This is a genomic window from Cupriavidus sp. 05L411, from assembly GCF_056398045.1.
Genome location: NZ_JBFTOQ010000008.1, coordinates 90,319 through 116,001, shown reverse-complemented (window position 1 = coordinate 116,001; position 25,683 = coordinate 90,319). Strand labels below are relative to the sequence as shown.

Here is a 25,683-nt window from a genome sequence, read left to right as displayed (position 1 = left end):
CAGCGGGGGGCGCAACCAAGGGTGCCGCCCCGCCGCTCGATGGCTCCTGTGGCTCCTGGCACGTTCTGGAGTGGTCTGCGGGACCGCGCTGCACACGCCGCATACGCCCCTGGCAAAGCGCTGCCTCCTTCACCGGAGCAGCGCTTTTTCTTTGCGGCGTTACCAGCCCGGGCTCTCATGTCCCACGCCCCGCTCTCCGCTTGCCGTTTTTCGATCGCCCATGAAAAAACCCGCCGGGCTTGCACCATCGGCGGGTTGGCAAGACTAGCGTCTTGCGGACCGGATACGCGGTATCCGGTCAGTGCGGCACGCCCTGCGTGCCTTGGCAATTCCCAGCGGTAGCCGTTGCCGGCACGCTTACGGACGGGTGCCCGTGGGGAAAGGCCATGCCGCAGCCGGGTTCAGCGCGGTCTTGGCAGCTGCAGCGGGTGCAACAGCAGGTGCAGCGGCAGGCTTGGCAGGCGCGGCCTTCTTGGCAGCAGCCTTCTTGGCCGGTGCCTTCTTGGCAGCAGGCGCCTTCTTGGCCGGAGCAGCCTTCTTGGCAGCAGCCGCCTTCTTGGCGGGCGCGGCCTTCTTGGCAGCCGGTGCAGCCTTCTTGGCCGGTGCGGCCTTCTTGGCGGCGACCTTCTTGGCCGGTGCGGCCTTCTTCGCTACAACCTTCTTGGCGGCAGCTTTCTTGGCCGGTGCGGCCTTCTTGGCTACAACCTTCTTGGCTGCGGCCTTCTTTGCCGGTGCGGCTGCCTTCTTGGCCGGCGCTGCCTTCTTCGCTACGATCTTCTTTGCAGCGACCTTCTTCACTGCGGCCTTCTTGGCCGGTGCAGCTTTCTTGGCCGGTGCTGCCTTCTTGGCGGCGACCTTCTTCACAGCGGCTTTCTTGGCCGGGGCAGCTGCCTTCTTGGCGGCCGGCTTGGCGGCGACCTTCTTAGCCGCCGGTTTCTTCTTTGCAGTCGTTGCCATGGATAACTCCTTCACTAGAGAGTGAATATCGAATGACCTAAGTTGGCGACCCGACCGACCCGAGGCGCGATACAGCGGTGCGACCCCAATCGAGCGAGCGATTCATCGGCGCACGGCGCGCGTTGTGGCCGCACGCTAATGAATTCGGTGGCAGGGGCACCGCGGCGCGCGGTGCGAATGTGGCCAAGCGGAGCCCGCAGCCGGGCTTCTGACGCTTGCCGCGCCCTGGAATATTCGATCTGCCCGCGCCATCCGCCGGATCGGCGCGCGACATGAAAAGAGAGATATCGGCCGGCATTTCCGTGATGCGGGCCAGGCCACGCACACCACGTACGGCATTTTTTCGGGGGTAGTTCGCCCATCCCGTTACTGGGCCAAAGGAGACTGCACGCGTTTTAGAAAACCAGTACGGCTTGGTCTGCGTCAAAGTTCTAGTGCTCCTGAGCTACCTGTTTCATTGCATCGAAGTGGGTGGCGCTCATCGTTGCGCATCACGTCCAACCTCATCGTTGCATCTTGCTGTCTTGCCTGCCACGCAGGCCATGCAATGAAGTGAGACTCTTGTCAAGGCGAATCATAATTCGTTTGTTGGGCGATGTTAAGAAAAAAGTGCAAAAAAACTTGCGTGCGAGCATGACAACTTCATCGTCTTCGTCGTTGCGCTGCGCTGACCTCGTCTTTGCTTGCGCGCGCTGCGCTCTCATCGCGTCTCTCGCACCCTCGCGACACTGCTCTCGACCATGCTCGATGCCCCTTCGACACAGCATCGCGCGAGCCTGAAGACGTCGCTGGCGTGCTCCGGATTTTCGGCGTGCGCATCGCAGCCGGCGCGTCTTCCATGCCCTTCAGCAATGCCGTTTCCCGCTCATTGTGTAAAGCCGGAAACCCGCATGCACAAAGGCTTTTGGGGAAGCAGAAAAATTCTGCGCGACAACCCTCGGCACGCATTGCGCGAGCGCTGGGACGCGTGATGCCCGGATGCGATCGAGCGCTGCGAGGACATCGGCAGCGCTACCGCGAAGACGCGCATCCGCAACGCGGCGCGCGACGCGGACAGTGCGCGTCGCCTCAACCCGGCACGCACGCTCACGCGCGGTGCGCGCAGTGATGCGCCGACGCAACGGTTTGAGAATCGTCACCGCGACACGCGCTCTCCAACGATGCATTGAACGATGCTCGAACGATGTCGATCACCATCTCGCACTCGCATCGCGCAGGCGTCATCGACACGTGAGATGCCCTTCCGAGTCTCGCTTCGCCAGTGCTGTCGCTGGTGGTCTTGCCGGTGGTCTTGCCGGTGGTCTCACGGCGGTGTCGGCATGCGTCCGACTGCGGATGACTTCGCGCGTCGACCAGCGCGGCAGATCGCGTGGCGAGGCATCGGCTCGCGCACCATCCGAATGGTCTACTGCCAATGGAGCAGGTCGCCAGTGCGTGCAAGGAACGAGAGCGTGGATGGCCGCTCGCGCCGGCACCCCTGCGGCAGCAAGCGCGCCGTGGCGCCCCCACTTGAAACGCACCGCTAGAGGATTGCTTCGAGTGCCGGGCAGCGGACAATTTGCTGCATGACAGAATCCGCCCGCTTCCAGATGCCAGGCCGGTCTGCGGCAGTTGCCGGGGGGGCTTTGGTGCGTACGCAAAGGCGGGCTGGCGATTGCAGCGAGCGCGCATCGCCAGTAGATTGGCGTACGTGCGCCGCCGGGTTGGCCCTGTGCTGGCATCATGGCGCGCACCAACTCGAAGAGGAGATCCCGATGCACTTTACTGCCCCCCGCTCCGTCGCACGCGCCGCCGCCGTCGCGGCACGCACCGCCGTGCTCGCCGGCGCGCTGCTGGGTAGCGCCGCTGCGCTGGCCCAGGCCACCCCCGCCGGCTCATGGAAGACCATCGACGACGCCACCGGCAAGCCGCGCGGCCTGGTGGAGATCAGCGAACAGAACGGCGTCTACAGCGGCAAGCTGGTCAAGAGCTTTACCGAGAACGACGGCAAGGCCAAGGTGTGCGACAAGTGCACCGACGCACGCCGCGACCAGCCCATCATGGGGATGACCATCATCACCGGCCTGCGCCCCCCCCCCCCGCCACGCCACCTCCGCCACACCCTCCCCCACCCACCCCACCCATGCCGCCCGCGCTCCATTGCGCGGCATGCGGCCCGTTGCCTGCCATGCGCTGCCCGCATGACGACATGCGCAGAATTCGTTTTCGGCCCGGCGGCGCTGCTCCTACCATCGGACTACCTGCCGTGCGCCGATTGATCCCCGACCGCACCGGGCGGCGCTGCCACGCCGACCCGGCATCGACGCGGTGCGCGCACCGGGCCCGCCAACCCAGGAGGATGTCATGCACGCAAGCGCCCACCCAGAAGCGCCACCGAAGCCACCAAGCGTCAGCGGCGCGCAACGCCGCCGCGCCATCGTCGCCACCGTGATCGGCAACGGTCTCGAGTGGTTCGACTTCACCGTCTACAGCTTCTTCGCCGTCATCATCGCGAAGCTCTTCTTTCCCACCGGCAATGACCTGTCTTCACTGCTGCTCGCGGTTGCCACGTTTGGCGTGGGATTCTTCATGCGGCCGGTCGGCGGCATCATCCTCGGGGTATACGCCGACCGCGTGGGCCGCAAGGCCGCGCTGTCGCTGACCATCCTGCTGATGGCGCTGGGCACCACCATGATCGGCCTGGCGCCCACCTATGATCAGATCGGTGTCTTTGCACCGCTGCTGATCGTGGTGGCACGGCTGCTGCAGGGCTTCTCCGCCGGCGGCGAAATGGGCGGCGCCACCGCCTTCCTGACCGAGTACGCACCGGTGGAGCGCCGCGCCTACTACTCCAGCTGGATCCAGGCGAGCATCGGCGTGGCCGTGCTGCTGGGCGCCGCGGTCGGTACCTTCGTCACCTCCGCACTGAGCACCGAGGCGCTCAATAGCTGGGGCTGGCGCCTGCCATTCCTGCTCGGCATCGTGATTGGGCCGGTGGGCTACTACATCCGCCATCACCTCGACGAGACGCCGACCTTCCGCGATGCCACCGACAAGTCGGACTCGCCGCTGACCGAAGTGCTGCGCGACTACCCGCGCCAGACCGCGGCCAGCTTCTCGATGGTGATCTTGTGGACCGTCTGCACCTATGTGCTGCTGTTCTATATGCCGACGTACTCGGTCAAAGTGCTCCATGTGCCGCAGTCGACTGGCTTCATCGCCGGCATGGTGGGCGGCCTGGCGATCATGGTGTGTTCGCCACTGGTCGGGCTGCTGGCCGATCGCATCGGGCGCCGCGTGCTGCTATCGGGTTCCGCGCTGCTGATCCTGGTGCTGGCTTACCCGATGTTCGCCTACATCAACCAGGCCCCAGGGATGGCTTCGCTGGTGGTCTTCCAGCTGGTGTTCGGTATCTTGATCGCCACCTACACCGGCCCGATCCTGGCGGCGTTCTCCGAGCTCTTCCCGGCCAAGGTGCTGTCGACCGGATTGTCGGTGGCCTACAACCTGGCGGTCACCATCTTCGGCGGCTTCGCGTCGTTCATCATCACCTGGCTGATCGCCAGCACGGGCAGCACCATGGCGCCTGCGTTCTACGTGATGTTCGCCGCCGCCATCAGCCTGGCCGGCACGCGCCTGGTGCGCGAGCCCGCCTACCTGCGACCGGCGCAGGCTACCCGAGCCGCTCAACCCGTCTAATGACTGTCCCGCGCATGAAACAGATCCTACTCAAGGGCGGCAACGTCCTCGACCCTGCCCATGGCAGCCTCCTGCAACGCCACGATGTGCTGATCGAAGGCGAGCGCATCGCCGACGTTTCGGCCACGCCGATCCACGCGCCCGGCGCGCAGGTGATCGACCTCTGCGGCAAGACCGTGATGCCCGGGCTGATCGACTGTCACGTGCACGTGCTGGCGTCGCTGGCCAACCTCGGCCTGAATGCGGTGCAGCCTAATGTACTGGTGGCGTTGCGCGCCGTGCCGATCATGAAAGCCATGCTCGAGCGCGGCTTCACCACCGTACGCGATGCGGGCGGCGCCGACTGGGGCCTGTCGCAGGCCATCGAGACCGGCCTGGTACCGGGCCCGCGCATCTTCCCATCGGGCAAGGCATTGTCGCAAACCGGCGGGCACGGCGACTTCCGCCCGCGCGCCGATGTGCTGGAGCCATGCTCGTGCGCCTTCCGTGCCGGCGCCATCGCACGTGTGGCCGATGGCGTGGATGCGGTGCGCCTGGCGGTGCGCGAAGAGATCCAGAAGGGCGCCACGCAGATCAAGATCATGGCATCCGGCGGCGTCGCGTCGCCCACCGACCCGATCGGCAACACGCAATACAGTGAAGACGAGATCCGCGCCATCGTGGCCGAGGCCGAGGCGGCCCAGACGTATGTGATGGCGCACGCCTATACCGGCCGCGCCATCGCGCGCGCGGTGCGCTGCGGCGTGCGCACCATCGAGCACGGCAACCTGGTCGACCGCGCAGCCGCGCGCGTGATGCGCGAGCATGGCGCGTTCGTGGTGCCTACCCTGGTCACCTACGAAGCGCTCGCGCGCGACGGCGCGCGCCTGGGCTTGCCGGCGGAATCGGTGGCCAAGATCGAAACCGTGCGCCAGGCCGGCCGCGACTCCCTCGCCATCTACGCGGAAGCCGGCGTGCCGATGGGCTTTGGCTCCGACCTGCTGGGCGAGATGCACCAGGACCAGTCGGATGAGTTCCGCATCCGCGCGGCGCTGCTCGGCAACCTGGAGGCGATCCGCAGCGCCACCTCGATCGCCGCCGCGATCCTGCAACGCGAAGGCGAGCTCGGCACCGTGCGCGCCGGCGCGCTGGCCGACCTGATCGCGGTCGATGGCAACCCGCTGGCGGACATCAGTGTGCTGTGCGGCCAGGGCGAACGCCTGGCGCTGGTGATGCAGGCAGGACGGCTGCATCGCCAGCCGGGCTGAAATCAAACGCGATAGATGCGGCAAACGCGGGCGGACAGTGCCCGCGGACTATCATGGCGGCTAAACTGTTCCACTCCCCGCCATGCGTATCTCCCCCCTTCCGCCCCTGCCCTGCCTGGTCGCCTTCGAGTCGGCCATGCGGCATGGCAGCTTCACCCGCGCCGCCAGCGAACTTCACCTGACGCAGAGCGCCATCAGCCGCCAGGTGGCACAGCTCGAACACTTCCTCGGCAAGAAGCTCTTCATCCGCGAGCCGCGCGCACTGCGCCTGACGGTAAGCGGCCAGGCTTATGCCGAAGAGGTGCAGCGCCTGCTGTCGGCCTGCGCCGAAGCGACCGAGGACGTGATGAAGCGCAAGGGCCATGCCGAGCTGACGGTGGCCTGCTCCTGCGGCGTGGCGGTGCTCTGGCTCACGCCCAGGCTGGCAGCCTTTCGCACCGCCCACCCCGACATCCACCTGCGCCTGCTGGTCAACGACAGCCTGGCCTCGCTCTCGCCCGCCGAGTTCGACGTGGGCATGTATTACCTGCGCGAGGGGCCGCCGGCGGGACTGGCATCGCGCCGGCTTTACGACGAAGACGTGTTTCCCGTCTGCGCGCCGCGCTACCTGAACGGCCGCCGGCTGGAGCCTGCGGACCTCCCCGGCGAGACCTTGCTGATGCTGGAAGACGGGCAGCGCCAATGGATGTCGTGGCAGACCTGGCTGGCGCACAACGGGCTGGCAGACGCGCGGCCACCGCACAAGCTGGTGGCCAACCAGTATCCGATCCTGCTGCAGCTCGCCATCGAAGGCCAGGGCATCGTCCTGGGGTGGCGCCACATGATCGACCGCTGCCTGCAGGAAGGGCTGCTGGTGCGCGCCTGCGAGGCGAGCGCGAGCCTGGGCGGTGGCTACTACGCGGTGTGGCCGCAAGACCGCGCGGAGGCCGCGGCAGCGCGGACGTTCCGCAACTGGCTGGCACAGCAGAGCGCGGAAAGCCAGTAACGGGGGGCGCATGCGGGTTCAGCGAATTGACAGGTTCGCTGGTTATGATCCGTCGCAGCAGCATCTGAGTACCTAGCACCTAGCACCTGTGCACCCGTGCACCCAAAACAGCCAATGGAGACAACCATGCGTATTCCCGCCACCAGCCGCGCGCTGGCCCTCGCCGTTCCCGCCCTGTTCACCGCCGCCTTCGCCATGCCCGCGCAGGCCGCCGATGCCTGGCCGACCCACGTGATCAAGTTCGTCGTGCCATTTACCGCCGGCGGCGCCAACGACCTGGTGGCGCGCGCCGCCGCCGACGCGGTTGGCAAGCGCCTGGGCCAGACCGTGATGATCGAGAACCGCCCGGGCGCTGGCGGCGTGGTGGGTGCGGACTACGTGGCCAAGGCCAAGCCTGATGGCTACACCTTCCTGATCGGCGCCGTAGGCACGGTCACCAACAGCCTGATCCGCGCCAAGATGCCCTACGCGGCCGACGACCTGGTGCCGGTCTCGCTGGTCGCGGTGAGCCCATCCGTGATCGTGGTCTCGCCGTCCCTGCCGGTGAACAACCTGAAGGAACTGGTCGAGTATTCCAAGAAGCAGGCTTCGGGCGCCAACTTCGCCACCGCCGGCAGTGGCAGCACGCCGCACTTTGTCGAAGAGATGCTCAAGGAGAAAGGCGCGGTGCTGACCGTGGTGCCTTACAAGAGCGGCTCGGAGAGCATCACCGCGGTGATCGGCAATCAGGTCACGGCTACCTCCGAGGCCAGCGTGGTGGTGCTGCCCAACATCAAGGCCGGCAAGCTCAAGGCGCTGGGCGCGACCTGGGACAAGCGCATGAGCGCGGCGCCGAACATCGCGACCACGGCCGAGCAAGGCATGCCGGACGTGCGCATCGGCCACTGGGCCGGCGTGTTCGCACCCAAGGGCACCGACCCCGCCATCCTCAAGAAGATGAACGCCGAAATGAGCGCCGCCATGCAGACGCAGGAAACGCGCGACCGGCTGATTCCCAACGGCATCGAACCCGCCGGCGGCACGCAGGAGAGCTTCATTGCCTTCATCAAGTCGGAGCGCGAGCGCCTTGGCCGTCTCGCAAAAAACGCCAACATGACGGCGGAATAAGAAATATTTTCAGCCGCCCCGACGACAAGGGCGGTGAATGTCTGTATCGGGCTCGTTACGTACGGGCCCGTTTCATTTTACAAATGTGTTTTATACGCATCTTTACACAGTCGATGTGCGTAATCAAATCCACGAATGCCAATTCATGTTTCTAATTTAGAACATTAGAAGTGGCATTACATTGTCTGTGATAAAAAGACAACGCGAATTGCAACGCAAATCATTCGCATTTATATTCCGGCTCGCCCAACCATGATTGCCTTCCGCCGTTGGCCGAACCGATCCAGGCGCGCACCTTCTTGCCGCTGCCGGCCGGCTCGTGCCCGCGGCCGCACCGGAACCGAGAAACGACATGAATCGCCGCACGCCGATCGCGACTGCCCTGCTCGCGCTGTTCGCCACGCCCGTTGCCACCCTGGCCCAGACGGCCGCCACGGCCCCCGCGACACAGCCCACGACGACGCTGCATGAAGTGGTGGTGCAAGGCAGCAGCGCCAACGACGACTACAGCGCGGTGAAGAGTTCAATCAGCAAGCTGCCCGCGGAATTGCGCGACATTCCGCAATCGGTCACGGTGGTCAACAAGGCGCTGATCGACGCGCAGGGCGGCACCTCGCTGGCGGACGCGCTGCGCAATGTCCCGGGCATCACCATCGGCGGCGCCGAGGGTGGCCAGATCGGCAACAACATCAACCTCAACGGTTTCTCCGCGCGCACCGACATCTACCTGGATGGCTTCCGTGACCGCGGCCAGTACTATCGCGACGTCTTCGCGCTGGATTCGGTGGAAGTGCTGATGGGCCCCTCATCGATGCTGTTCGGGCGTGGATCCACGGGGGGCGTGATCAACCAGGTCACCAAGAAACCGTCGCTGAAGGCTGCTACCGAAGTCACCGGCTCGATCACCACCAACGGCCTGGTGCGTGCCACCGCGGACTACAACACGCCCACGGGCGAGACCTCGGCCTTCCGGATCGCGGCGATGGCCCAGGACGGCTCGGCCAGCACGCGCGACCAGACCAAGGTGAAGGACTTCGGCCTGGCGCCGTCGTGGCGCCTGGGCATCGGCACCCCCACCGAGATCACGCTGTCCGCGCTGCTGCAGCATAACGAGGACCAGCCCGACTATGGCCTGCCGGCCATCAACGGGCACCCGGTCAACGTCGACCGAAAGACGGCCTATGGCTTCAACGACGACCGCACCATCCAGGACGTGGCCTCGCTGGGCGCCACCGTGGATCACAAGTTCTCGCCCAACCTGCGCCTGCGCAACCAGACCCAGTTCAACTACGTCAACACCAACGCGCGCGAAACCGCGCCGAACGCCGTCGGCACGGTCAACGCCAAGGGCTTCACCCCGCTGACCACCACCACGCTGCCGCTGGACGCGCTGTTCGTGCGCCAGCAAAGCCATGACCGCCATATCCGCGACTACTCGATCTTCAACCAGACCGAGCTGACCGCCAAGTTCGACACCGGCCCGGTCAAGCACACCGTGCTGGTGGGCGCCGAGATCGGCCACGATGGCTACGACAACCAGAACTACTACCGCAACGGCACCTGCAACGGCGTGGCGCTGAACCCCGCCGCCACCGCCACCGCTGCGGCCGGCACCAGCGGCTACGCGGCGTGCGAGCCGGTTGTCAACCCGACCTACAGCAACTCGCCGGCCACCGCGCCAAGCGTGGCCGGCAACCGGCAGGGCGCGGCGGCCAACACGCTGGCGGCCTACATCAACGACTCGGTGGAGTTCAGCAAGCAATGGAAGCTGGTGGGCGGGCTGCGCTACGACAAGTACATTGCCAGCATCACCAATTCAATCAACTCGTCCAACACGCTGGGCAGCACCGTGTTGCCAAGCGCCAGCCAGACGGTCAACTTCACCAGCGTGCGCGTGGGCGGCATCTGGCAGCCGACCGAGGCGCAGTCCTACTACCTGTCGTATGGCACGTCGTTCAACCCGTCGCTGGAGCAACTGGTGGGCACCGTGGGCCAGCAGAACCTGGACCCGGAAAAGAACAAGTCCTATGAAGTGGGCGGCAAGTGGGACCTGCTGGGCGGCGACCTGTCGCTGAATTCGGCGCTGTTCCAGATCACCAAGGACAACGCCCGCAGCCAGATCGACGCCACCACGTACTCGCTGGCCGGCAAGATCCGCGTGCGCGGCTTCCGCGCCGGCGCCACCGGCCGCATCACCAACAAGTGGCAGGTCTTCGCGGGATACACCTATCTGGACGGCGAGATCGTCAACGGCATCGCCGCCGGCACCCAAGGCATGGTCCCGACCAATACGCCCAAGCACACCGCGACGGCGTGGACCAGCTACCGCGTGCTGCAGGACTGGGAAGTGGGCGGCGGCGCCTTCTATATGTCGCAGCGCTACGCCAACAACACCAACACCGTGCAGGTGGGTGGCTACGTGCGCTGGGACGGCATGATTGCCTACCATCAGCCGAAGTACGACGTGCGCCTGAACCTGTTCAACGTGTTCGACAAGAAGTACTACGATGCGCTGATCCAGTCGGACGGCGGACGCTCGGTGCCCGGCACCGGCCGCACCGCGATGCTGTCCTTCATCTACCGTATGTAAGCTGAGGTAAAGTGGCGTGACGCCATGTCACGCCTCGCGGCAGCGCCGGACACCTCCAGCGCGCTGCCGCCGAACCCTGTCGAGATCGTCATGCTTGTCTGCATTCCCAAGGTACTCAACGCGGAGCAGCTTGCCGTGCTGCGCCAGCATCTCGACCAGGCCGGCACGGCCTGGGTGGATGGCCGCGTATCCGCCGGCTACTCCGGCGCGCCGGTCAAGTTCAACCAGCAGATCGACGAGCGCGCCGAAGTGGCGCAGCAGTGCCAGCACCTGATCCTTGGCATGCTCGAGCGCAATCCGCTGTTCATCAGCGCGGCGCTGCCCAATATCGTCTACCCGCCGATGTTCAACCGCTACAGCGAGGGCATGACCTTCGGCGCCCACGTGGACGGCGGCGTGCGCATTCATCCGCACAATGGCCGCAAGCTGCGCACCGATATCTCGGCCACGCTGTTCCTCAGCGACCCCGCCAGCTATGACGGCGGCGAGCTGCAGGTGGAAGACACCTACGGCACCCACAGCGTCAAGCTGGAAGCCGGCGACATGGTGATCTATCCCGCCACCAGCCTGCACCAGGTCACACCGATCACGCGCGGCACGCGCGTGGCGAGCTTCTTCTGGATCCAGAGCCTGGTGCGCGACGACGCGCAGCGCGCGCTGCTGTTCGACCTCGACAACGCGATCCAGAAACTCAACCAGACCGGCGCCGACGATGGTGCGCGGCGCTCTCTGGTGGGTTGCTACCACAACCTGCTGCGGCAGTGGACCGAGACCTGAAAAGGGACGAGTCTATCCACTGCGCGGTTATGCAAACTGCTCCGCCAGCGCCGCCCTGACCTTCCCGACCAGTGCCGCCTCCCCGGCCCGTGCAGGCAGCAGGAAGAATTCCGCCGTGGGCAGGGCCGGCAGCTTGAGCCTGGCCAGCGTAGCCGCATCGATCCGCGCCACGCCCGGCCCGATCGCCGACTCGTTCAGGCACGAGACACCAAGCCCGGCAGCCAGCGCCAGATGCAGGCCAGCGACGCCCGAGGCGGAATGGGCAATCACGTGGTCCAGGCGCCGTCGCCGCAGCGTCTGCACCACGAACTGATGCAGCGAGCAGGTATCGGGCAGCAGCACCAGCGGCAGCGGGGCGCGCACGCGCTCCGCCTCGCCTTGCGCCGCGACCCAGGCCAGCGCCTCGCTGCGCAGCACGGTGCCGCGCGCGCCCTTGGCGCCAGCCTGCTGGCCTCCCCCCTTGCCCGGCAACCGCATCGACAAGCCGATATCGAAATCATCGGTGTGCATTCCCGCATCGATGACGCTGCTTTTCGTCACCTGTACATGCAGCCGCAGGTAGGGATAGCGCTCGCGCAGCCCGCGCAGCATGCCGGCGATCTCGCCCGGGCGAAAGTAGTCCGTCACCGCGAGCCGCAACTCGCCATCCAGCGTGTGGCCGCGCAGGTCTTGCAGCGCCAGCTCGGACAGCGCGAGGATGCGCCGCGCATGCTCGAGCAAACGCGTGCCGGCGGGTGTCGGCGCCGCGCCCTGCTTGCCGCGCGTGAGCAGCGGCACGCCGGCGCGCTCCTCCAGCTTACGCAGTTGCTCGCTGACCGAGGACTGCGACAGGAACAGCCGAGGCGCCGCGGCGGACAGGCTGCCGGCGTCCGCCACGGTCACGAACGTGCGTAGCTGGTCGAGTTCAAGTGCGCGCATGGCGGGCCCCCAATCTTATTTCGGTATTGACGATGGATAGTATCGTAAATTCCCGTTTTTCCGATGGAAGGCAAACACCTAAACTGGCATCACTTACCCGCTGAGCCAAACCCAGCCAACCCAGTGAAACCGCAAGAACAAAGGAGTCCGTCATGCCCCACATCAACCTGCAGATCTCTGGCAAGCCCAATGCATCGCTGACCCGCCGCAGCGCCGCCGCCGTAGCCGAGCTGACCCAGCGCGTGCTCGGCAAGAAGCCGGAGGTCACCGTCGTTTCCGTGCAGTACATCGACCACGACGCCTGGATCATTGGCGGCGAGCCGCTCTCGGAGCTCGGCCGCAACGCCTTTCACCTCGACATCAGCGTAACGGACGAAACCAACACCAAGGCTGAGAAAGCGCAGTACCTGAAGGCCGTGTTCGAGGCCCTCTCGGAGCTGATCGGCAACGTGCATCCGGTTTCATACATCCACGTGGTGGATGCCCGCGCCGCCACCTACGGCTACGGTGGACTGTCGCAGGAATACCGCTACCACCACGGCTGAGCCCAGGCCACGGACGACGGCAAAAGGCGAGCCTTTGAGGCAGGGCATTGTCGCAGCGCAGCAAGGTGTGGCAAAGTCGGCACCTGATCTGCCGCGCGTGGCGCCACGAGCGCCGCGCGCGCGGAAGAACCACAAGGAGAACCGATGTCCTTCCTCATAGTCCTGGCCGCCCTGGCCTTCCTGATGTTTGCGGCCTACCGTGGCTACAGCGTCATCCTGTTCGCCCCGGTGGCCGCGCTCGGCGCCGTTCTACTGACCGAGCCCGCCGCCGTGGCGCCGGTCTTCTCCGGCATCTTCATGGAGAAGATGGTCGGCTTCGTCAAACTGTATTTCCCGGTCTTCCTGCTGGGCGCCGTGTTCGGCAAGGTGATCGAGCTGTCGGGCTTCTCGGAGTCCATCGTGGCCGCCGCCATCCGCTACATAGGCCGCTCGCGTGCCAATGCGGTGATCGTCGCCGTTTGCGCGCTGCTGACCTATGGCGGCGTCTCGCTGTTCGTGGTGGTGTTCGCCGTCTATCCGTTCGCGGCGGAGCTTTACCGGCAGAGCAATATCCCCAAGCGGCTGATGCCGGGCGCCATTGCGCTGGGCGCGTTCTCGTTCACCATGGATTCGCTGCCTGGCACGCCGCAGATCCAGAACATCATCCCCACCACCTTCTTCAAGACCACGACCTGGGCGGCGCCGGTGCTAGGCCTGCTCGGCTCGCTGTTCATCATCGGGGTGGGCCTGGGCTACCTGGAGTGGCGCCGCCGCGCGGCCATGGCGCGTGGCGAGGGCTATGGCACAGCGTTGCGCAATGAGCCGGAACGCAGCCAGACCGGCCACCTGCCGCATCCGGCACTGGCGCTGCTGCCGCTGGTGGTGGTGGGCGTCGCCAACTTCGTCTTCACGCGCATGATTCCGCAGTGGTACGGCAGCAGCTACAGCGTGTCGCTGCCCGGACTGGCCAAGCCGGTGGAAACGCAGATCGCCACCGTGACCGCGATCTGGGCGGTGGAGGCGGCGCTGCTGCTGGGCATCGTGGTAGTGGTGGCGACGGCGTTCGGCGCGGTGCGCGAGCGCTTTGCCGAGGGCAGCAAGAGCGCCATCGGCGGCGCGCTGCTGGCCGCCATGAACACGGCCTCGGAGTATGGCTTCGGCGGCGTGATCGCCGCGCTGCCCGGCTTCCTGGTCGTCAGCGATGCGCTCAAGAGCATCCCCAACCCGCTGGTCAATGCCGCCGTGTCTGTCAGCACGCTGGCGGGCATCACCGGCTCGGCGTCGGGCGGCATGAGCATCGCGCTGGCCGCCATGTCGGACACCTTCATCCACGGCGCGCAGGCCGCCGGCATTCCGCTCGAGGTGCTGCACCGCGTGGTGTCCATGGCCAGCGGCGGCATGGATACGCTGCCGCACAACGGCGCCGTGATCACCCTGCTGGCGGTGACGGGCCTGACGCACCGGGAGTCCTACCGCGACATTTTCGCGGTGACCGTCATCAAGACGCTAGCCGTGTTCTTCGTGATCACGGTCTACTACCTGACCGGCCTGGCCTGAACGCGGCGGCGCGCGCCGCACCTTGTGGATCGCGCCGTCCTTACCTAGTGTGAGTGGGTAGCCGGCCGTGCGCGCGTGCTTTGCGCACTACATGCCGGCTCCTTCACCCCGCATTTCCCACCGGAACACCGCATGAAAACCGTGAGTCTGCCCGGCGGCGAAAGCGTTGCCGCGCTCGGCATGGGCACCTGGAACATGGGCGATCAGCCGGCCGCGCGCGCGGAAGAGCTTGCCACGCTGCGTCTCGGGCTGGACCTGGGCCTGACCCTGATCGACACCGCCGAGATGTACGGCGATGGCCGCTCCGAGGAACTGGTCGGCGAAGCCATCGCCGGCCGGCGCGACGAGGTCTTCCTGGTCAGCAAGGTGTACCCGCACAACGCCGGGCGCACCAGCGCGGTGGCCGCCTGCGAGCGCAGCCTGCGCCGCCTGGGCACCGACCGCCTCAACCTGTACCTGCTGCACTGGCGTGGCGGCGTGCCGCTGGCGGAGACCATGGAGGCCTTCATGGCGCTGCGCAAGGCGGGCAAGATCCGTCACTTCGGCGTCAGCAACCTCGACCTGGACGACATGCGCGCGCTGTGGCGCGTGCCCGGCGGCAAGGAGGTAGCGGCCAACCAGTTGCTCTACAACCTCACGCGGCGCGGCATCGAGTGGGACTTGCTGCCCTGGCTGCGCGAGCATGGCGTTGCCCTGATGGCTTACTCGCCGATCGAGCAAGCCACGCTGCTGCGCAATCCCCGGCTTGCGCGCTTTGCCCAGAAACATGGCATCAGCCCGGTGCAGGCGGCGCTGGGCTGGCTGCTGGCGCAGCAGGGCGTCATCGCGATTCCCAAGACCAGCCACCGCGAGCGCCTGCGCGAGAACCACGGCGCGCTCGCGCTGACACTCTCCACGCAGCAACTGGCCGAGCTGGACGCGGCCTTCCAGCCACCGGACGGCCCGCACCCGCTGGCGATGCTGTGATGTGATGCCCAGGAGCCTCCGCCATGACACTCGACTACGACGCCATCATCATCGGCACCGGCCAGGCCGGCCCCCCGCTGGCGGCGCGCCTGAGCGCGGCCGGCCATAAGGTGGCCGTGATCGAGCGCCAGTCGTTCGGCGGGACCTGCGTCAACACCGGCTGCATCCCCACCAAGACCATGGTGGCGAGCGCCTACGCGGCTAACCTGACCCGGCGCGGCGCCGAGTACGGCGTGGTGCCGACCGGGCCTGTGACGGTGGATATGGCTCGCGTCAAGGCGCGCAAGGACGGCGTCGTTGGCAAGTCCACCCACGGCGTGGAAACGTGGGTGCGCACGCTGGAACATGGCACCGTCTATCTCGGCCACGCGCGCTTCGAGGGCCCGGACACCGTGCGCGTGAACGACACCCTGCTGCGGGCTCGCAAGATCTTCATCAACGTCGGGGGGCGCGCCGCCGCGCCGCCGATGCCCGGGCTCGAACAGGTGGACTACCTGACCAACGCCGGCATGATGCGCGTGGACACCTTGCCGCGGCACCTGCTGGTGGTGGGCGGCAGTTATATCGGGCTGGAATTCGGCCAGATGTTTCGCCGCTTCGGCAGCGAAGTCACCATCGTGCAGCGCGGCCCGCGCCTGATCGAGCGGGAGGATCCCGATGTGTCCGACGCCGTGCGCGGCATCCTCGCCGCCGAGGGCATCGCGCTGCGCCTCGACGCCGAGTGCATCGCGCTGGAGCAGCGCGGCGCCGAGGTCGTGGTGAAGATGGATTGCGCGCAAGGCGCTCCCGAGATCGTCGGCTCGCACGTGCTGCTGGCGGTGGGACGGCGGCCCAACACCGACGATCTTGGCCTGGACCGCGCCGGCATCGCCGTGGATGCGCGTGGCTACATCCAGGTGGATGAGCAGTTGCGCACCAATGTGCCCGGCATCTGGGCCATGGGCGACTGCAACGGGCGCGGCGCCTTCACCCATACCGCCTACAACGACTTCGAGATCGTCGCCGCCAATCTGCTGGACGCGGCATCCGGCGAGCCGCCCCGCACGCTCGGCGACCGCATCCCCGCTTATGCGCTCTACACCGACCCGCCGCTGGGGCGCGTGGGCATGAACGAGGCCGAGGCGCGCCGGTCCGGGCGCAATGTGCTGGTTGGCATGCGGCCGATGACGCGGGTTGGCCGCGCGGTGGAAAAAGGCGAGACGCAAGGCTTCATGAAGATCCTGGTGGATGCCGACAGCCGCGAGATCCTTGGCGCGGCGGTGCTGGGCGTGGGCGGCGACGAGGTGATTCATTGCATCCTCGACGCGATGTATGCGTGCGCGCCGTACACGGTGGTCCAGCGCGCCATGCATATCCACCCAACGGTGTCCGAACTGATCCCGACCATGCTCGGCGAGCTGCATCCGCTGGAGCCGGCCGGAGCGGCGGCGGCGTGACAGGCCCGCACAGCCAGCGCTGAACATGCCCACCACGCCGCTGGCCCAGGGCCCGTGCGACGACGCCACGCTGCGGGCCGCCCCTGGCGGGCCACCCTGCGCCAGGGCCGACGAACCGTGGGTGCTGGCCGCCACCATCCTGGCGTCCAGCATGGCCTTCATCGATGGCACCGTGGTCAACGTGGCCCTGCCCGCGCTGCAAAAGGATTTCGACGCGAGCCTGGGCGGCATGCAGTGGGCGGTGGAAGCCTATGCGTTGCTGCTGGCGGCCTTGCTGCTGGTGGGCGGCGCCTGCGGTGACCGCTTCGGGCGCCGTCGCGTGTTTGCGCTGGGCGTGGCGATTTTCGCAGCCAGCTCGGCCTGGTGCGGCCTGGCCGGCAACATCGGCCACCTGGTCGCCGCGCGGGCCGCGCAGGGCGTGGGCGCGGCGTTGCTGGTGCCGGGCAGTCTGGCGTTGCTGTCGGCCTCGTTCGATGCGAGCCGGCGTGGCAAGGCCATCGGCACCTGGTCCGGCGCCACCGCCATGACCACCGCGCTCGGGCCCGTGGTGGGCGGCTGGCTGATCGAGCATCTGTCGTGGCGCGCGGCCTTCCTGGTCAACCTGCCGCTGGCAGCAGCGGTGCTGGCCATCGTGTTCTGGCGCGTGCCGGAAAGCCGCGCACCGCGGCATCCCGGTGGACTCGACTGGCCCGGCAGCCTGCTCGCAGCATTGGGGCTGGGTGGCGTGGTCTACGGCCTGATCGACTCATCGGCGCGGGGCTGGAGCCACCCAGCCGTGTGGATGCCGTTTGCCGCCGGCCTCGTTGCGCTCGGGCTGTTCGTGCTGGCGGAGGCCCGCGTGGCCAACCCGGTGATGCCACCCGCGCTGTTCCGCTCGCGCGCTTTCCTGGGCGCCAACCTGCTCACCTTGCTGCTTTACGCGGCGCTGGGCGGCGGCCTGTTCTTCTTCCCGCTCAACCTGATCCAGGTGCAGGGCTATTCGTCGACGCAGGCCGGCGCCGCCCTGCTGCCGTTCATCCTGCTGATGTTCCTGCTGTCCGGCTGGGCCGGCGGGCTGGTGGACCGGCATGGCGCACGCAAGCCGCTGATCGTGGGCCCGCTGGTAGCGGCAGCGGGTTTTGCGCTGTTTGCATTGCCCGGTGCCGCCGCCAGCGGCGGCAGCTACTGGCTGACCTTCTTTCCCGCGGTGCTGGTGCTTGGCGCGGGCATGACGATCAGCGTGGCGCCGCTGACCACCACCGTCATGAACGCGGTGCCGCTGGGCTCGGCCGGCACGGCGTCCGGCATCAACAATGCGGCGGCACGCGTGGCCACGCTGCTGGCGATTGCCATGCTGGGGATCGTGATGGTGCGCGTGTTCGACTACCGGCTGGACCGCGCGCTTGGCCAGTCGGTGGCCAGCGGCGCGGTGTCGGCGCAGGTGGCGCGGTCCGTGCAGGCGCAACGTGCGAAACTCGCCGCCATCGCGCTGCCGGCGGCCACGGACCCGCAGGTAAAAGCGGCCGTCCGGCGGGCGGTGGACAGCGCCTTCGTGGCAGGCTTTCGCTGGATCATGCTGCTGTCGGCGCTGCTGGCTGCCGGCGGGGCAGCATGCGCCTGGGCGTTCCTGAGCCCGGCGCACGGCAAGACCGGCACCGGGAATGCCGGCGGCTAGCGCATCTAGCGCCGCGGCGCCGGCGCCGCGCGCTCGCCCAGGTACACCAGCAGCAGCTCCTCGGCGGTGAGACGCCGGAGCCTGGCTTCGCGGCCGATGGCGCGCTCCAGCTCCGAGAGCTGGAAGGCTTCCACGCTCATGCCGACTGCGTGCGCGTGGCGCGGGGTGATGAACTTGAGCAGCGCCACCACTTCGGGGTTGTCGGCGAGAAAACGCTCATGGGCAAGTTGCAAGCGTTCGGGGGAAAGAGTCATCGGGAAAGGGACCGCAATAAGGTGGGTGCAAGGTGGGTGGGGCGCGACGGCCTGGTGAGCAGGTACGAGGCAGGAATGCACGCCGGCGCCCGCGCATTACACCACAGCCGTGCCGGAGCCCCCAACCGCAGCGCAACCGCAGCGCAACCGCGGTGCAATCGGAACGCAAGCGCAGGCCTCGCCGCGTTATTGCGCCTTGGCGGTATAGCGCTCCCGCTCGACGTAGCGGACCAGGTAGTTGCGGGTCTTGGCTTCGGTATCCTGGCGCACCCGGTCAGCGGCCTGGCGCGCGCCATCGCGCCCATGCGAGGACACCATCTGCGCATCCAGGTAATCGCGAAACGCCGTGTGCATGGCGTCGAGCCGGGGCCGGCACGCCTTGAGCGCCGCGCTGGTGAGATCCTGCGCAGAGGCGCTGCTGGCCATGCCGGCATCGGTCTGCTCCTTGGCGCAAGTGGTATAGGCAGCACGCAGCGACTGCCACTGCTCGTTGGCTTCACTGACGGCTTGCGGATCGGCGGGCGCGCGCGAGGCGCAGGCTGCTGCCAGCAGCGTAACGGGGATGAGAGCGAGAACGGATTTCATCTTGCATGGACCTGCGGCGCACGCCGGGGTTCCTGGACTGCCGGGAATGCGCTCGACAAAGTCGCGGCCGCCGTGTAGGACAGGCACGCTCAAAAATGCAGCCCCCGTCCTACAGCATTCAGCGCGCGCACTTTGTATCTTTTACAGAAGCGGGGAGAGGTCCATCGGCATTCGGGGAAAACCCCATGACCCGGCTGGCCACACGATTTCACGTTTCTACAAGTGCCGATTACGCCTATCCTTAATGTGACGTGCGTAGAGTGGCTCCGGGGTATCCGGTGCAGTGAGAGGTAAAACAATCAGGAGAGTGAGCATGGAACGCAGATCGTTTCTGACGGTAGGGGCTGGACTGGTGGTGGCAAGTTCGGGCCTGCTGGGCGCGTGTACGACCACACCCAATGCACCTACCGACAAGGCCGCCAAGCGCCGCGAGATCGATGGCGGCGTGGATGGTACGCTCAACAAGCTGTACGAGACGGCGAAGGGCTCGCGCGAACTCGCCAACCGCGCGCGCGGCATCCTGGTCTTCCCCAACGTCCTCTCGGCCGGCTTCTTCGTGGGCGGCGAATATGGCGATGGCGCACTGCGCGCGGGCAACGCCAACCGTGGCTATTACCGTCTCATCACGGGCTCATTCGGTTTTCAGTTCGGGGCACAGTCCAAGGCCGTCATCCTGATGTTCATTACGCAGGATGCATTCGACAAGTTCGTTGCCAGCAGCGGCTGGACCGCCGGCGTGGACGCTACCGTGGCGCTGGCCAAGATTGGCGCCAATGGCACCCTCGACACCAATACCGCCCAGCAGCCCGTCGTTGGCTTCGTGGTCACCAACGCGGGCCTGATGGCCGGCGTGAGCCTGGAAGGCTCGAAGATCAGCAAGCTCGACCTCTGAGGCCACGCGGCGTGCCGGCCTGGCGCCGGCCCGTATGCGGGGGGCCGGGTTGCGAAGGCAGCCCGGCCCCTGACTTTTTCCGGCCCTGCTGCCACGGCGCCGCCACACCAGCCAGACTCCCTCACGCATTGTTACCGCATGCGCCACGCTAACCGGCTAGAATCCGTCCCTTTGGCCGAATTCACATGTGGTTCAAGAATCTCCAGCTGCACCGTCTGTCCGCACCGTGGTCCCTCGCCGCCGAAGAGGTCGAGGAATGCCTGGCGCGCCACGCATTTTTCCCTGGCACCAGCCTGGAGATGCAAACCCAGGGCTGGGCCTCGCCGCGTGACAACGGCGCGCTCGTCCACCAGGTCGGCAAGCAGTTGCTGCTGACCATGCGCACCGAAAAAAAGCTGCTGCCGTCCACCGTGGTCAACCAGGTCACCAAGGCCCGCGCCGTGGAGCTGGAAGAGCAGCAAGGCTTCAAGCCGGGCCGCAAGCAGATGCGCGAGCTCAAGGAGCAGGTCACCGAAGAACTGCTGCCACGCGCGTTCAGCATCCGGCGCGACACCCGCGTGTGGATCGACCCGGTCAACGGCTGGCTCGCCATCGACGCCGCCGCCCCGGCCAAGGCCGATGAAGTGCGCGGCCTGCTGTTCAAGGCCATCGACCCGCTGCCGCTGGACAACCTGCATGTGAACCAGTCGCCGGTCACCGCCATGACCGACTGGCTGGCCACCGACACCGCCCCGGCCGGCTTCACCCTCGACCAGGAAATGGAGCTGCAATCCAGCGCCGAGAGCAAGGCCACGGTGCGTTATGTGCGCCATCCGCTGGATGCCGAGGACCTGCGCCGCCACATTGCCGCCGGCAAGCGCTGCACGCGCCTGGCGATGACCTGGAACGACCGTGTGTCCTTCGTGCTCACCGAGTCGCTGACCATCAAGCGCGTGGCCCCGCTGGACGTGATCAAGGAGCAGGCAGACCCGAGCGCCCGCGACGACGAAGAACGCTTCGACGGCGACTTCACCATGATGGCCGGCGAACTGGCCAACCTGCTGTCAGACCTGACCGCCGCGCTCGGCGGCGAACGCAAGCTGTAAGCCAGCGCGTCAGCGGGCCGCCCAGGCCAGTTCAACCTGGATTCAGGCGCCGCCGCCCGGCGGCGCCGCGCCGTAGCCCAGCAACCTGCTGGCGACCTGTGCCTCATGGCGCACGGCCACGGCGATGGGCCCATTCATCGACGCATCGAAGCCGCCGGTGGCACCCAGCGCGGTGAGCACCGCGCAGATGCGGCCCGTGTAGTCATACAGCGGCGCCGCCACGGCGCTGATGCCCTTCAGGTTGGTATCGCGCACCACCGCGCACCCGGCGGCTTGCACTTCGCTGCGCAGCACGCCGATGGGGTCATCGCGATCCAGCTGCGCGCGCAGGTCCGCCGGCGCCGCCGCGAGTTCTTCTTCCGCCATCGCCCGCACCCGCGGCTCGTCCAGCAAGCCCAGCAGCGCGCGGCCCGTGGCCGACCACAGCATCGGCATCACCGAACCCACCCGCACATTGACCGTCACGGGCAGCCCCGGCTCCTCGAAGCGCACGATGGTCGGGCCCTTGTTGCCCATCACCGCCACAAAGCAGGTCACGTCCAGGCTCTCGCGCAGGCGGACCAGCGACGGCTCGGCGATCCGGATCGGATCGACCTGCCGCATCGCTGCCAGGCCAATCAGCATGGCCTCCACGCCCAGAAAATACTGCTGCGATGCCGACGCCTGCGCCACCAGCCCTTCGTCGATCAGGCTGGCCAGGTAGCGGTGCACCTTGGCCGGGCTCTCGCCGATATGCGCGGCCAGCGCGGTCAGGCTGGCGCGCCCGCCGAGGTTGGCCAGGCCCTTGAGCACCGTCATGCCGGTCTGCGCCGATTGCACGCGCTGGCGGCGCTCGCGCGCCGGCGGTTCAGCGGGCATGGCGGGATCAGCGGGATCGCCTGAGGTGCCTGAGGTACGTGAGGTACTTGGGTTGAGTCTTGTCTTCATGGGCGGAGATTCTAGTGCTGTGCATGTTGCGGCGGCATCAAACCCACGTTAACCCGCATCGCCATATTACGCAATGCGTATATCATTTACGCATAACAACGCCGGGCCGCGCCACGCCTCGACCGGCACCCAGACGGGAACAGGAGACAAGATGATCACCATTCGCAAATGCATCGCCACAGGCCTTGGCCTGGCCGCCATCCCCATGCTGGCGGCCACCGCTGCCGCCGAGCCGGCCTACCCCGCCAAGCCGGTGCGCTGGATCGTGCCGTACGCCGCCGGCGGCGGCTCGGACTTCCTGGCGCGCTCCATCGGCCAGGCCCTTTCGACCCGGCTTGGCCAGCCCGTGCTGGTGGACAACAAGCCGGGTGGCAATACCGCGATCGGCGCAGCGGAAACCGCACGCGCGCCGGCAGACGGCTACACGGTGCTGTCGGCGGACAACGGCACGCTGGTGTTCAACCCGGCGCTGTACAAAACGCTTTCCTACAACCCGGTCAAGGACTTGGCGCCCGTCACCTTGCTGGGCCGCTTTCCGATGATCCTGGTGGTGGGGCCGGGCATGAACGTCAACACCGTGCAGGAGTTCGTCGCCCGCGCCAAATCCAAGCCGGGCGGCATCGACTACGCCTCGGCCGGTGCCGGCAGCCCGCACCATCTCGCCATGGAGCTGCTCAAGGTGGAGGCAGGGCTGAACATGGTCCACGCGCCCTATCGCGGCGCGGCGCCCGCGCTGGCCGACGTGGCCGGCGGCCAGGTCCCGGCCATGATGGTCGACCTGGCCGCGGGCGCGGGTTTCATCAAGGGCGGCAAGGTCAAGGCGCTGGCCGTGGCCAACCCGACCCGCCTGCCCCAGTTGCCGGACGTGCCGACCTTTGCCGAGGCAGGCTACAAAAACGTGGAGGCCGCCGCGCTGGTGGGCATGGTGGTGCCGGCCGCCACGCCGCCGGAAATCGTCGCCACGCTGAACAAGCAGGTGGTGGCCGCGATCAAGGACCCGGGCGTGAACAAGCGGCTGGTGGACTTCGGCGTGGAACCGGTCGGCAACACGCCCGCGCAATACGCCGAACTGCTGCGCAGCGAGACCACGCGCTGGCACAAGCTGATCCGCGACCTGAAGATCACGCTGGAGTAACCGCGGCGCACCGCACCCGCCCCCCGCAAACGAGAACACGGAGCAACAAGCATGGCCAACGCCACCCCTAATCCACACGCCTCGGGATGTCCCGTTGACCATCGCTTGCTGACGGCGCAGCGCTCGCCCACCGGCTGCCCGGTCAGCCCGGGCGCGGCCAGCTTCGATCCCTTCGAGGATGGCTACCAGCAGGACCCGCCCGAGTACGTGCGCTGGGCGCGCGAGCAGGAGCCGGTCTTCTACAGCCCCAAGCTGGGCTACTGGGTGGTGACGCGCTACGACGACATCAAGGCGATCTTCCGCGACAACCTTACCTTCAGCCCCTCCATCGCGCTGGAAAAGATCACGCCGACGGGGCCGGAGGCCAACGCCGTGCTGGCGTCCTACGGCTACGCCATGAACCGCACGCTGGTCAACGAAGACGAGCCAGCGCACATGCCACGCCGCCGCGTGCTGATGGCGCCGTTTACGCCCGAGGAACTCAAGCATCACGAGCCCATGGTGCGCAAGCTCGCGCGCGAGTATGTCGACCGCTTTGTCAACGACGGCCGCGCCGACCTGGTCGACCAGATGCTGTGGGAAGTGCCGCTGACCGTGGCGCTGCATTTTCTCGGCGTGCCCGAGGAAGACATGGACCTGCTGCGCAAATACTCCATCGCGCATACCGTCAATACCTGGGGCCGGCCCAGGCCGGAGGAACAGGTCGAAGTCGCACATGCCGTAGGCAACTTCTGGCAGCTGGCGGGCAAGATCCTCGACAAGATGCGGCAGGACCCGTCCGGCCCGGGCTGGATGCGCTATGGCATCCGCAAGCAGGTGGAGTATCCGGAGATCGTCACCGACTCCTACCTGCACTCGATGATGATGGCCGGCATTGTCGCCGCGCATGAAACCACGGCCAACGCCACGGCCAATGCCATGAAGCTGCTGCTGCAGCATCCACGCGCCTGGCAGGAGATCTGCGAAGACCCGGGCCTGATCCCGAACGCGGTAGAGGAATGCCTGCGGCACAACGGCTCGGTGGCGGCCTGGCGGCGCCTGGCCACGCGCGACGTGCAGGTAGGCGGCGTCGGCATTCCCGCCGGCGCCAAGCTGCTGATCGTGACGTCCTCGGCCAACCACGACGAGCGGCACTTCGCCGATGCGGATCTCTTCGACATCCGCCGCGAGAACGCCAGCGACCAGCTCACCTTCGGCTACGGCTCGCACCAGTGCATGGGCAAGAACCTGGCGCGCATGGAAATGCAGGTCTTCCTGGAGGAACTCACGCGGCGCCTGCCCCATATGCGCCTGGCAGAGCAGCGATTCAGCTACGTGCCGAACACCTCGTTCCGCGGGCCCGAGCACGTGTGGGTGGAATGGGACCCGAAGCAAAACCCCGAGCGCGCCAACCCCGCGTTGCTGGAGGTACAAGTGCCGGTGCGCATTGGCGAGCCGTTGGGGCATGCAATCAGCCGGCCGGTGGTGGTGGCCAGCGCGACCCGGGCGGCCGAGGGCATCGTGCGGCTGCGGCTGGTATCGCCCGATGGCAAGCCGATGCCGCGCTGGGCGCCGGGCTCGCACATCGACGTGGAATGCGCAGGCACCGGACTGTCGCGGCAATACTCGCTATGCGGCGACCCGGACGACAGCGGCGCGCTGGAGATCGCCGTGCTGCGCGAAGCGCAAGGCCGTGGCGGCTCCGCTTGGGTGCATGACAGCGTCAAGGCCGGCGACCGGCTGAAGATCCGCGGCCCGCGCAACCACTTCCGGCTGGATGAGGCCGCGGGCAAGCTGATCCTGATCGCCGGGGGCATCGGCATCACGCCCGTCAGCGCCATGGCGCGGCGCGCGAAGGCGCTCGGCATGGACTACGCCTTGCACTACAGCGGGCGCTCGCGTGCGTCCATGGCGCTGCTCGACGAGCTCATCGCGCTGCACGGCGACCGCCTGCATGTCTACGCCAAGGATGAAGGCCAGCGCAACGATTTCGCCAGCCTGCTCAGGCAGCCCCAGGCGGATACGCAGATCTATGCCTGCGGCCCCGCGCGCATGCTGGCAGCACTGCAGGAACAGTGCGCCGGCTGGCCCGGCGATGCGCTGCGCATCGAACATTTCGAATCGGCGCTGGCCACGCTGGACCCCGGCCAGGAGCACGCGTTCGAAGCCGAGCTGAGGGACTCCGGCATCGTCGTCGCGGTCGCCCCGGGCCAGACGCTGCTGGCCGCGCTGCGCGCCGCCAACATCGACATGCAGAGCGATTGCGAGGAAGGCCTGTGCGGCTCCTGCGAGGTGCGCGTGCTGGCCGGCGATATCGACCACCGCGACGTGGTGCTCACGCGCGCGGAGCGCGAGGCCAACACCAAGATGATGGCCTGCTGCTCGCGCGCGAAATGCCAGCGGATCGTGCTGGAGCTATAAGCGCGGCGC

Annotated in this window: 21 protein-coding genes; 16 read left to right on the top strand and 5 right to left on the bottom strand. The window is 67.2% G+C overall.

Translation table 11 applies throughout. The features are described from left to right. Positions 1–357: 357 nt before the first annotated feature. On the bottom strand, positions 358–957 hold the full coding sequence (locus AC1DQR_RS11810; protein ID WP_416049698.1) for a histone H1-like DNA-binding protein: 600 nt from the start codon (positions 955–957) through the stop codon (positions 358–360). Positions 958–2,711: 1,754 nt separating this feature from the next. Here AC1DQR_RS11810 and AC1DQR_RS11805 point away from each other — a divergent pair. The 7 genes from AC1DQR_RS11805 (at position 2,712) to AC1DQR_RS11775 (ending at position 11,341) form a co-directional block, all read left to right on the top strand. Next, the gene (locus AC1DQR_RS11805; RefSeq protein WP_477133067.1) at positions 2,712–3,215 is read left to right on the top strand and encodes a DUF2147 domain-containing protein; all 504 of its coding nucleotides are present in this window, start codon (positions 2,712–2,714) and stop codon (positions 3,213–3,215) included. A gap of 85 nt (positions 3,216–3,300) precedes the next feature. Continuing rightward, on the top strand, positions 3,301–4,635 hold the full coding sequence (locus AC1DQR_RS11800; RefSeq protein WP_416049700.1) for an MFS transporter: 1,335 nt from the start codon (positions 3,301–3,303) through the stop codon (positions 4,633–4,635). 14 nt (positions 4,636–4,649) lie between these two features. Next, a complete protein-coding gene (locus tag AC1DQR_RS11795) occupies positions 4,650–5,882 on the top strand; it encodes a metal-dependent hydrolase family protein (RefSeq protein WP_416049701.1) in 1,233 nt (410 codons plus the stop codon). Between the two features lie 82 nt (positions 5,883–5,964). Then, entirely contained in the window at positions 5,965–6,867 is a 903-nt protein-coding gene (locus tag AC1DQR_RS11790; protein WP_477133066.1) for a LysR substrate-binding domain-containing protein, read from the top strand. Positions 6,868–6,993: 126 nt separating this feature from the next. After that, positions 6,994–7,974, top strand: coding sequence for a Bug family tripartite tricarboxylate transporter substrate binding protein (locus AC1DQR_RS11785; RefSeq protein WP_416049702.1), 981 nt, complete (start codon positions 6,994–6,996; stop codon positions 7,972–7,974). A gap of 352 nt (positions 7,975–8,326) precedes the next feature. Continuing rightward, positions 8,327–10,564: a TonB-dependent receptor gene (locus AC1DQR_RS11780; RefSeq protein WP_416049703.1), complete on the top strand. Its 2,238-nt coding sequence runs from the start codon at positions 8,327–8,329 to the stop codon at positions 10,562–10,564. A gap of 90 nt (positions 10,565–10,654) precedes the next feature. Further along, positions 10,655–11,341, top strand: coding sequence for a Fe2+-dependent dioxygenase (locus tag AC1DQR_RS11775; protein WP_150986891.1), 687 nt, complete (start codon positions 10,655–10,657; stop codon positions 11,339–11,341). 27 nt (positions 11,342–11,368) lie between these two features. Here the strand turns inward: AC1DQR_RS11775 and AC1DQR_RS11770 are convergent, their stop codons facing one another. Continuing rightward, a complete protein-coding gene (locus tag AC1DQR_RS11770; protein WP_477133065.1) occupies positions 11,369–12,259 on the bottom strand; it encodes a LysR family transcriptional regulator in 891 nt (296 codons plus the stop codon). A gap of 152 nt (positions 12,260–12,411) precedes the next feature. On the opposite strand from AC1DQR_RS11770, the gene AC1DQR_RS11765 reads away from it, so the two are divergent. The 5 genes from AC1DQR_RS11765 to AC1DQR_RS11745 all read left to right on the top strand — a co-directional run bounded on the left by AC1DQR_RS11765 (position 12,412) and on the right by AC1DQR_RS11745 (position 18,396). Further along, the gene (locus AC1DQR_RS11765; protein WP_416049705.1) at positions 12,412–12,804 is read left to right on the top strand and encodes a tautomerase family protein; all 393 of its coding nucleotides are present in this window, start codon (positions 12,412–12,414) and stop codon (positions 12,802–12,804) included. Positions 12,805–12,948: 144 nt separating this feature from the next. Further along, positions 12,949–14,340, top strand: coding sequence for a GntP family permease (locus AC1DQR_RS11760; protein ID WP_416049706.1), 1,392 nt, complete (start codon positions 12,949–12,951; stop codon positions 14,338–14,340). A 132-nt stretch (positions 14,341–14,472) separates the two neighbouring features. After that, positions 14,473–15,306: an aldo/keto reductase gene (locus tag AC1DQR_RS11755; protein ID WP_477133064.1), complete on the top strand. Its 834-nt coding sequence runs from the start codon at positions 14,473–14,475 to the stop codon at positions 15,304–15,306. A 23-nt stretch (positions 15,307–15,329) separates the two neighbouring features. After that, positions 15,330–16,742, top strand: a complete 1,413-nt coding sequence (locus AC1DQR_RS11750; RefSeq protein WP_416049708.1) for an FAD-containing oxidoreductase — start codon at positions 15,330–15,332, stop codon at positions 16,740–16,742. 25 nt (positions 16,743–16,767) lie between these two features. Next, the gene (locus AC1DQR_RS11745; RefSeq protein WP_477133063.1) at positions 16,768–18,396 is read left to right on the top strand and encodes an MFS transporter; all 1,629 of its coding nucleotides are present in this window, start codon (positions 16,768–16,770) and stop codon (positions 18,394–18,396) included. A 5-nt stretch (positions 18,397–18,401) separates the two neighbouring features. Here the strand turns inward: AC1DQR_RS11745 and AC1DQR_RS11740 are convergent, their stop codons facing one another. Then, positions 18,402–18,650: a DUF6388 family protein gene (locus tag AC1DQR_RS11740; RefSeq protein ID WP_416049710.1), complete on the bottom strand. Its 249-nt coding sequence runs from the start codon at positions 18,648–18,650 to the stop codon at positions 18,402–18,404. 186 nt (positions 18,651–18,836) lie between these two features. Continuing rightward, on the bottom strand, positions 18,837–19,235 hold the full coding sequence (locus tag AC1DQR_RS11735; protein WP_477133062.1) for a hypothetical protein: 399 nt from the start codon (positions 19,233–19,235) through the stop codon (positions 18,837–18,839). 313 nt (positions 19,236–19,548) lie between these two features. On the opposite strand from AC1DQR_RS11735, the gene AC1DQR_RS11730 reads away from it, so the two are divergent. Continuing rightward, complete coding sequence (locus AC1DQR_RS11730; protein ID WP_416049712.1) at positions 19,549–20,127, top strand: BPSL1445 family SYLF domain-containing lipoprotein; 579 nt, start codon at positions 19,549–19,551, stop codon at positions 20,125–20,127. Between the two features lie 185 nt (positions 20,128–20,312). Next, complete coding sequence (locus AC1DQR_RS11725; protein ID WP_043349676.1) at positions 20,313–21,212, top strand: recombination-associated protein RdgC; 900 nt, start codon at positions 20,313–20,315, stop codon at positions 21,210–21,212. A 42-nt stretch (positions 21,213–21,254) separates the two neighbouring features. On the opposite strand, the gene AC1DQR_RS11720 is transcribed toward AC1DQR_RS11725, so the two are convergent. Continuing rightward, positions 21,255–22,070, bottom strand: a complete 816-nt coding sequence (locus AC1DQR_RS11720) for an IclR family transcriptional regulator (protein WP_416049713.1) — start codon at positions 22,068–22,070, stop codon at positions 21,255–21,257. Positions 22,071–22,290: 220 nt separating this feature from the next. Here AC1DQR_RS11720 and AC1DQR_RS11715 point away from each other — a divergent pair, with 220 nt between their 5' ends. Continuing rightward, positions 22,291–23,274, top strand: coding sequence for a Bug family tripartite tricarboxylate transporter substrate binding protein (locus tag AC1DQR_RS11715; RefSeq protein ID WP_416049714.1), 984 nt, complete (start codon positions 22,291–22,293; stop codon positions 23,272–23,274). Positions 23,275–23,325: 51 nt separating this feature from the next. Beyond that, positions 23,326–25,674, top strand: a complete 2,349-nt coding sequence (locus tag AC1DQR_RS11710; protein ID WP_477133061.1) for a cytochrome P450 — start codon at positions 23,326–23,328, stop codon at positions 25,672–25,674. Positions 25,675–25,683: the final 9 nt, after the last annotated feature.

Coding starts and splice junctions, on each gene's coding strand:
- AC1DQR_RS11810 (WP_416049698.1), bottom strand. CDS start 957: ATGGCAACGACTGCAAAGAAGAAACCGGCGGCTAAGAAGGTCGCCGCC.
- AC1DQR_RS11805 (WP_477133067.1), top strand. CDS start 2,712: ATGCACTTTACTGCCCCCCGCTCCGTCGCACGCGCCGCCGCCGTCGCG.
- AC1DQR_RS11800 (WP_416049700.1), top strand. CDS start 3,301: ATGCACGCAAGCGCCCACCCAGAAGCGCCACCGAAGCCACCAAGCGTC.
- AC1DQR_RS11795 (WP_416049701.1), top strand. CDS start 4,650: ATGAAACAGATCCTACTCAAGGGCGGCAACGTCCTCGACCCTGCCCAT.
- AC1DQR_RS11790 (WP_477133066.1), top strand. CDS start 5,965: ATGCGTATCTCCCCCCTTCCGCCCCTGCCCTGCCTGGTCGCCTTCGAG.
- AC1DQR_RS11785 (WP_416049702.1), top strand. CDS start 6,994: ATGCGTATTCCCGCCACCAGCCGCGCGCTGGCCCTCGCCGTTCCCGCC.
- AC1DQR_RS11780 (WP_416049703.1), top strand. CDS start 8,327: ATGAATCGCCGCACGCCGATCGCGACTGCCCTGCTCGCGCTGTTCGCC.
- AC1DQR_RS11775 (WP_150986891.1), top strand. CDS start 10,655: ATGCTTGTCTGCATTCCCAAGGTACTCAACGCGGAGCAGCTTGCCGTG.
- AC1DQR_RS11770 (WP_477133065.1), bottom strand. CDS start 12,259: ATGCGCGCACTTGAACTCGACCAGCTACGCACGTTCGTGACCGTGGCG.
- AC1DQR_RS11765 (WP_416049705.1), top strand. CDS start 12,412: ATGCCCCACATCAACCTGCAGATCTCTGGCAAGCCCAATGCATCGCTG.
- AC1DQR_RS11760 (WP_416049706.1), top strand. CDS start 12,949: ATGTCCTTCCTCATAGTCCTGGCCGCCCTGGCCTTCCTGATGTTTGCG.
- AC1DQR_RS11755 (WP_477133064.1), top strand. CDS start 14,473: ATGAAAACCGTGAGTCTGCCCGGCGGCGAAAGCGTTGCCGCGCTCGGC.
- AC1DQR_RS11750 (WP_416049708.1), top strand. CDS start 15,330: ATGACACTCGACTACGACGCCATCATCATCGGCACCGGCCAGGCCGGC.
- AC1DQR_RS11745 (WP_477133063.1), top strand. CDS start 16,768: ATGCCCACCACGCCGCTGGCCCAGGGCCCGTGCGACGACGCCACGCTG.
- AC1DQR_RS11740 (WP_416049710.1), bottom strand. CDS start 18,650: ATGACTCTTTCCCCCGAACGCTTGCAACTTGCCCATGAGCGTTTTCTC.
- AC1DQR_RS11735 (WP_477133062.1), bottom strand. CDS start 19,235: ATGAAATCCGTTCTCGCTCTCATCCCCGTTACGCTGCTGGCAGCAGCC.
- AC1DQR_RS11730 (WP_416049712.1), top strand. CDS start 19,549: ATGGAACGCAGATCGTTTCTGACGGTAGGGGCTGGACTGGTGGTGGCA.
- AC1DQR_RS11725 (WP_043349676.1), top strand. CDS start 20,313: ATGTGGTTCAAGAATCTCCAGCTGCACCGTCTGTCCGCACCGTGGTCC.
- AC1DQR_RS11720 (WP_416049713.1), bottom strand. CDS start 22,070: ATGCCCGCTGAACCGCCGGCGCGCGAGCGCCGCCAGCGCGTGCAATCG.
- AC1DQR_RS11715 (WP_416049714.1), top strand. CDS start 22,291: ATGATCACCATTCGCAAATGCATCGCCACAGGCCTTGGCCTGGCCGCC.
- AC1DQR_RS11710 (WP_477133061.1), top strand. CDS start 23,326: ATGGCCAACGCCACCCCTAATCCACACGCCTCGGGATGTCCCGTTGAC.